This window comes from Providencia sp. (genome assembly GCF_052096715.1).
GTDB lineage: Bacteria > Pseudomonadota > Gammaproteobacteria > Enterobacterales > Enterobacteriaceae > Providencia.
Genome location: NZ_JBQDNB010000015.1, coordinates 95,786 through 102,060, shown reverse-complemented (window position 1 = coordinate 102,060; position 6,275 = coordinate 95,786). Strand labels below are relative to the sequence as shown.

At 43.5% G+C, this 6,275-nt stretch carries 6 protein-coding genes and 1 pseudogene; 4 read left to right on the top strand and 3 right to left on the bottom strand.

Going from position 1 to position 6,275, the window contains the following annotated elements; translation table 11 throughout:
* From rlmF to ACTH6U_RS12975, 3 genes are all read left to right on the top strand, one after another.
* Nucleotides 1–825 (top strand): 23S rRNA (adenine(1618)-N(6))-methyltransferase RlmF (gene rlmF, locus ACTH6U_RS12985; protein ID WP_441832372.1); only part of this gene is annotated, 825 nt, incomplete at its 5' end.
* A gap of 90 nt (nucleotides 826–915) precedes the next feature.
* Nucleotides 916–1,833 (top strand): arginase family protein, encoded by a 918-nt coding sequence (locus ACTH6U_RS12980; RefSeq protein WP_441832371.1) that lies wholly within the window; start codon nucleotides 916–918, stop codon nucleotides 1,831–1,833.
* Between the two features lie 315 nt (nucleotides 1,834–2,148).
* Nucleotides 2,149–2,313 (top strand): hypothetical protein, encoded by a 165-nt coding sequence (locus ACTH6U_RS12975; protein ID WP_434720168.1) that lies wholly within the window; start codon nucleotides 2,149–2,151, stop codon nucleotides 2,311–2,313.
* On the opposite strand, the pseudogene ACTH6U_RS12970 reads toward ACTH6U_RS12975, so the two are convergent.
* Nucleotides 2,310–2,480, bottom strand: a pseudogene (locus ACTH6U_RS12970) (cell filamentation protein Fic); the annotation flags it as partial. The gene ACTH6U_RS12975 and the pseudogene ACTH6U_RS12970 sit on opposite strands and share 4 nt — an antisense overlap.
* Before the next feature lie 112 nt (nucleotides 2,481–2,592).
* Here ACTH6U_RS12970 and ACTH6U_RS12965 point away from each other — a divergent pair.
* On the top strand, nucleotides 2,593–3,570 hold the full coding sequence (locus ACTH6U_RS12965) for a Gfo/Idh/MocA family protein (RefSeq protein ID WP_441832370.1): 978 nt from the start codon (nucleotides 2,593–2,595) through the stop codon (nucleotides 3,568–3,570).
* Nucleotides 3,571–3,660: 90 nt separating this feature from the next.
* Here the strand turns inward: ACTH6U_RS12965 and ACTH6U_RS12960 are convergent, their stop codons facing one another.
* Complete coding sequence (locus ACTH6U_RS12960) at nucleotides 3,661–5,319, bottom strand: alpha-keto acid decarboxylase family protein (RefSeq protein ID WP_441832369.1); 1,659 nt, start codon at nucleotides 5,317–5,319, stop codon at nucleotides 3,661–3,663.
* Between the two features lie 202 nt (nucleotides 5,320–5,521).
* Complete coding sequence (locus ACTH6U_RS12955) at nucleotides 5,522–6,262, bottom strand: SDR family oxidoreductase (protein ID WP_441832368.1); 741 nt, start codon at nucleotides 6,260–6,262, stop codon at nucleotides 5,522–5,524.
* Nucleotides 6,263–6,275: the final 13 nt, after the last annotated feature.

The following is a 6,275-nucleotide window of genomic DNA, read 5'->3' as shown; positions in this document are numbered from 1 at the left end:
ATCTCGGTAGATTTTGCCGATCCTGCGGCGGTTAAAATGCTCAACCGTGCGTTGCTGCAACATTTTTATGGCATCGAACACTGGGATATTCCTGCCGATTATCTGTGCCCGCCGATCCCCGGGCGTGCCGACTATTTACACCATTTGGCCGACCTGCTGGCGACCAGCAACGGCGGTGAGATCCCTCGTGGTAAAGGCGTGGCGATCCTTGATGTGGGTGTTGGCGCCAACTGTATTTATCCGATTATTGGCCTGTGTGAATACGGCTGGCGTTTTACCGGTTCGGAGATTGATCCGGTATCGCTCAATACGGCCAAAATGATCGTGGAGATGAATCCGACACTGAGAAACGGCGTGCGCCTGCGTTTACAAAAACAACCCGAATTTATTTTGAACGGCATCATCGGCGTGGCGGAGAAATTTGATGCCACACTGTGTAATCCACCGTTTCACAGCTCTGAACAGGAAGCGCAAGCCAGCACCCGCCGCAAACTGCACAAGCTGGGTAAAGGCGAGGTAGCCGACAAGCCGGTACAGAACTTTGGCGGCAAAAATAAAGAGCTATGGTGTGAAGGCGGTGAAGAAGCCTTTGTGCGTAAAATGGTAGAGGAGAGCGTTAGCCTGGCGCAAAACTGCCTGTGGTTCACCTCGTTGATTTCTAAAAATACGACCTTACCTTCGATTTATCACGCGTTGAAGCAGGTGGGTGCGGCCGAAGTCCGTACCATTGAAATGGCGCAGGGGCAAAAAATCAGTCGCTTCGTGGCCTGGACTTTCCACGACGCACAACAGCAGGTCGCCTGGGCGACAGAACGCTGGCGTTAATTCTCCCGGCGCCGGTTATTTAACCGGCACCAATAAAACTTCGCATCAACCTACCAACAGCAGGATAATGCTACCAACAGCAGGATAATGATGAAAAAAATAATTCTTGTCCCGTCTAATCTTGGCCTCAATCCTCTTTATAAAGGGCACACCCCAGGGACTTTCCGCGCGCCATCGGTTCTCATGCAGTATGGGCTCGATAAAATTTTCTCCCACTGTGAGTTCGTTACTGTTCCATGCCCAGAATACAGCCCTGAAGATGAGCCTGGGACAGATATTCTGAACGGTCACAAGCTCAGAAAGCTTAACCTGCTGCTGGCTGACGAAGTAGAGGCGGCCCATCGTCGTAATTTAAAGCCTGTTGTGATCGGAGGCGATTGCGCCATACTGCCCGGAGCCTTGCTCGGCAGTAGGCGTAATTTAGGGCAACTTGCACTTGTACATATTGACGGCCACAGCGATTTCCGTCATCCCGGAAACTGGACGCGGGAGCCAGGAGCCCAACCCGGCGCGGCAGCCGGAATGGATCTGGCGCTTGTCACCGGGCGGGGAGAATCATTGCTGACTGTGTGGCCTGGAATAGAAGGACCTCTAGTTCAGGATAATGCGGTCATTCAACTGGGAGAGCGAGAGTCGCACCTTGAAGATTATGAATGGCCGGATATAGCGGACACTGATATCCTGAGTATAACTGTTTTTGATGCGCTTGAACTATCGGATAACCAACTCATGGATACGATATATGGGCGGCTTAATCTCTTTCCTGAAATACCATACTGGATTCATCTCGATGTGGATGTACTGGATAGCGCTGAAATGTCGGCAGTTGATTGTCCCGGCGCCCCCGGCTTTTCTTCCAAAAAACTTGTTAATCTCTGTCGTGAACTTTTTATGAATATGCGCTGCTGTGGGATCACTGTGACCATCTATGATCCTGATTTAGATCATGAAGGGGCCGCAGCAAAGCTCGTTTTGGGCATGCTCAGAAACATAACTCACGATATCTGATCCCCTTACAGTTATTACGGCAATGACTTCTGCTCCTCGCTCAAAGCAGACTAAAGTTATATTTTTTTGAAAAAGTTCCGAATTAGGTGCGCAATCTCTATTTCGTTGAGTGACAGAATCTTGTTTAGTAGTATTACTTGGAGAGCACAAGGTAGCATTGCTCTCTTGTTTATTGGTATTCAGCTCGGTTAATTCAAATACTTAATTTCCTTAGAGCTTGGAGATATAAATATATTTAGCTTGTACGATGTGAGCTGTATTGCCATATAAATTAACGATAAAAATGCACTATCGTCACTTTGAAGCGAGGTTACTATGAACAAGAGTGAATTAACTCAAGCAACAAAACCCACTCGTACTCAACTCATTCGTGCGGTGATAACCTCTACGGCGATTGAAACAGGGCAGGAACCTCGTCGTCTTGAAGAAGAGATGAAATCTAAGCGTGAGAAATTCGGGCACTTGAAACTGGCTATCTAGTTCGCTTTCGAGGCTTCATTAACCCAATATTTCATTGGTTCATAGTTAAGATTTAACCCTGTGTGGATTGCTGCAATATACTGCTCGGGGTGATGAGTTCAATTTTCGTAGTCTAACGGCTAGAAATCAGCTTGTACCGCTATCATATCAGCTAGTAAGCGTAGTAAACCAGACTGGAACCTTCTGACTCGAGTGCTTCGAGAGGTTGGGGATAAGAATGACATCTTTGTGTTTTATTCGTTATATTAGTCATCGCTAACCTTACTAATGGATAAATAAATGAAAATTGCGCTTATTGGTTCAGGAAAAATAATCATGTCAGCTCTTGATGCATTAATGCATGTACAAGGGATTGATGTTGTTGCGTTATGTGTGCGTGCATCGAGTATTGAAAAGGGCGAATCAATTTGCCAGCAGTTTGGAATTAATAAGCTCTATACCGATTACGACAAATTACTGCAAGATACACAAATAGATGTAGTGTATATCGGTTTGCCAAATCACTTGCATTATAGTTATACGCATAAAGCGTTAATGGCTGATAAACATGTTATTTGTGAAAAGCCTTTCACACCTGAATGGGAACAATTGCAAGAATTAGTTTTATTGTCTCATGAAAGAGGCTTGTATTTATTTGAAGCGATCACCGCTATTCATACTCCTGGATTTAATTTCATTAAGCAAAATATCAGTAAAATAGGGGATATAAAGATAATTCAGGGTAATTACTCGCAGTATTCAAGCCGGTATGATGATTATTTACTTGGTAACGTTCATGCGGCTTTTGACCCACAGCAAGCGGGTGGAGCTTTGTATGATATTAATCTTTATAATATTTATGTATTGCTTGCTCTTATGGGAGTGCCTGATGAAAGTCGTTATATTTGTAATAAAGGACATAACGGCATAGATACCTCGGGAATTTTAACATTACATTTTGATAAGACAATTGCAGTTTGTACAGGCGCAAAAGATTCAGGAAGTCCTGGTTATTTTATTATTCAGGGCACTAACGGTTATATTCGCGTTGAGGGTGCTCCAAGTATTTGCCAATCAGTTGAAGCGAATATCGAAGGCAAAGTAACTTCGATGTCTCAAGATGCATCAACAAACCATATGATATTTGAGTTTGCATTCTTTCGTGATCAAATTGCATCTAAAGAATTTGCAATATGCCATGAACATCTTGATCTGGCGATAGCGGTATCAAAAGTACTCAATAAATCGAGAAACGATGTCGGTATATCTTTTGAATAATGATGTTAGTTTGAAATAATATAGTAATTTGAAAGACTTTGATGATTGCGACTTTTTAATCGTCGCAATCTATTTAAGGACTTTAGCTTATTAAGCCGCGTTACTTTTTTGAAGTGCTCTTGAGATAGAGTTTAGTAATTCAGGCACATCCATCTTTGGTAGTATGACTTCGATAAAGGCAAGTTGATTGCAATTTTCGGCTTCTTTCAACACTTGTTGTAACTGTTCTGACTCAGTCACCTTTCTTATCAGTGCCGGATTTTCATTCGCTAAAGCTTGTAATAATAATGTCCAATTCCACAAGGTAATATCATTGTAACGTTGCTCAGGGCCATGAATTGCACGTTCAACGGTATACCCCTCATTATTTAATAAAAATATGATTGGTTTTAGTCCGTCACGTAGCATTGTTCCCAATTCTTGAACTGAAAATTGTGCCGCACCATCACCGACTAAAAGGATAACTCGGCGATCAGGCTCCGCTGTTTGAGTGCCAAATGTAGCGGCTAAGGAAAAACCAATTGAAGCCCACAAGGATTGAACGATAAATTTACAACCTTGCGGCAAAGTGAGTGTCGCGGCACCAAAACAAGACGTTCCTTGCTCGACAATCACAATATCATCTGGACGTAAGAAACCCTGAATTTGATGCCAGAAAAGGCGTTGAGTGAGTTTACTTCCATTAATATTTGCTTGTTTTGGGCGATTAATAGTGGGTAATTGCCACTGTTTTATTAGAGATAAGCTCAGCTGGTGGAGTGCTTTAATGGCTTCTTGCATTGGGATCTGAGTAAAGACCTGTTGCCCAATTCTTGCTTCATGGGGGTGGATATTGATGCATCCATTTTCGGGTAATTGATGGCTAAATCCCGCTGTAGCGGTATCAATGAACAGCACACCGACATTGATTATAACGTCGGTATCTTCTATCCATCGTTTCACTTGTGGTTCGCTAGCCGCACCGATGCATGTTCCGGTAAAACTGGCTCGAGTTTCATCGACTGCACCTTTACCAAATAGCAAAGTAGAATGGGGAATTGGAACTTCTTTCATCCATTGATCTAGCACTTCGTTAGCGTTAAAGCGTTCGACGAGAAAACCCGCAAGTAGTGAGACTTTATGTGCTGATTGTAATTTTTCACGCGCTGCATTGATAAAGTTTTCCAGTGATTTTTTTGATAAATTGATTTGAGGTAACTTCATTGGTGCAGGTTTGGAGATCAAAGGCATTTCGGCAACATCACAAGGAAGAACTAGGTGTACAGGGCGATGCTCCGTTAATGCAATCGTGATGAGACGATCAATTTCTGTCGCGGCGTTATCAAAAGTAAGACAAGCTTGGGCTACAGTGACCTCTTGTGCCATACGGGTAAAATGGCCGAAATCCCCATCTCCTAACGAATGATGTAATAAACAGCCTACCCGCTGAGCGCGTAGTGCAGGTGCGCCAACAATATGAATGATAGGGAGATATTCAGCATAGGAGCCGGCTATGCCATTTATAGCGCTTAATTCCCCGACACCAAAGGTGGTAAGTAGCGCTGCTGCTGGTTTGCAGCGTGCATAACCATCCGCAGCATAGGCTGCATTGAGTTCGTTAGCACAGCCAACCCAAGTTATTTTGGGGTGGTCAATAACATGATCGAGAAACTGTAGATTGTAATCTCCCGGTACGCCAAAGAAATGATGAATGCCAATTTCAGCCAAACGATCGAGAAGGTAATCTGCTACTGCATAATTTTTGCTCATGGTCATAACCTGTCAATAAACGTGAATTGCTTAACATTGAACAAGAACGTGATTGATGTGATCTTTGCGGCGGCCAATATTTTTAAATACTCACAATTACTCGGATATTAAATTTAGAGCGATATGCATGGCTAAAGATCCGAAAAGCATGGTGAGAATAAGAATGTGAGAAGAAATTTTGGCGCATCACAGAAAACGCTGGTCAAAAATCTTGTTGCGTAGGGCGTAAGACGATTTCATTGATATCGACATTGGGTGGTTGTTCAAGCGCATAAGCAATAGCGCGTGCAACTGAATCTGCAGGGATAGCTTGTTTATAAAATTCTTGTAAAAATGATGCGCTTTCGGGGTCTGAGCTGCCGAATTTTAATTCTGACTCGACGACACCTGGGCAAATTGTTGTCGTTCTAATTTTTCCACCAACCTCATGGCGTAACCCTTCTGATATTGCCCGTACAGCATATTTTGTTCCGCTATAAACTGTACCGCCGGGACTGAAAACTTTGACGCCAGCTACCGAAGAAATATTAATAAAATGGCCTTCATTTTGCTTTTCAAATACCGGTAGTACTTCAGCGATACCGTATAGCAGTCCTTTTACATTGACATCAATCATTCGTTCCCACTCATCAACTTTTGCTTTGTGCATGGGAGCTATCGCCATCAATCCTGCATTATTAATTAACACATCGATTCGACCAAACTGAGTGAGAGTTTGATTGACCATATTTTTCACATCAGCATGTTGAGTAACATCAGTTTGTACGACGAGGGCTTTGCCGCCAGCGGCGATACAGTCTTTCGCGAGTATATCAAGATGTTCTTTACGACGAGCCGCAAGTACTAGGGTTGCTCCGAGAGTGGCAAGATAGCGTGCTGTTGCAGCACCTAGCCCACTACTAGCGCCGGTAATAATGATGATTTTACCTGAAATCTGTCCCATTGTTTTTTCCTGT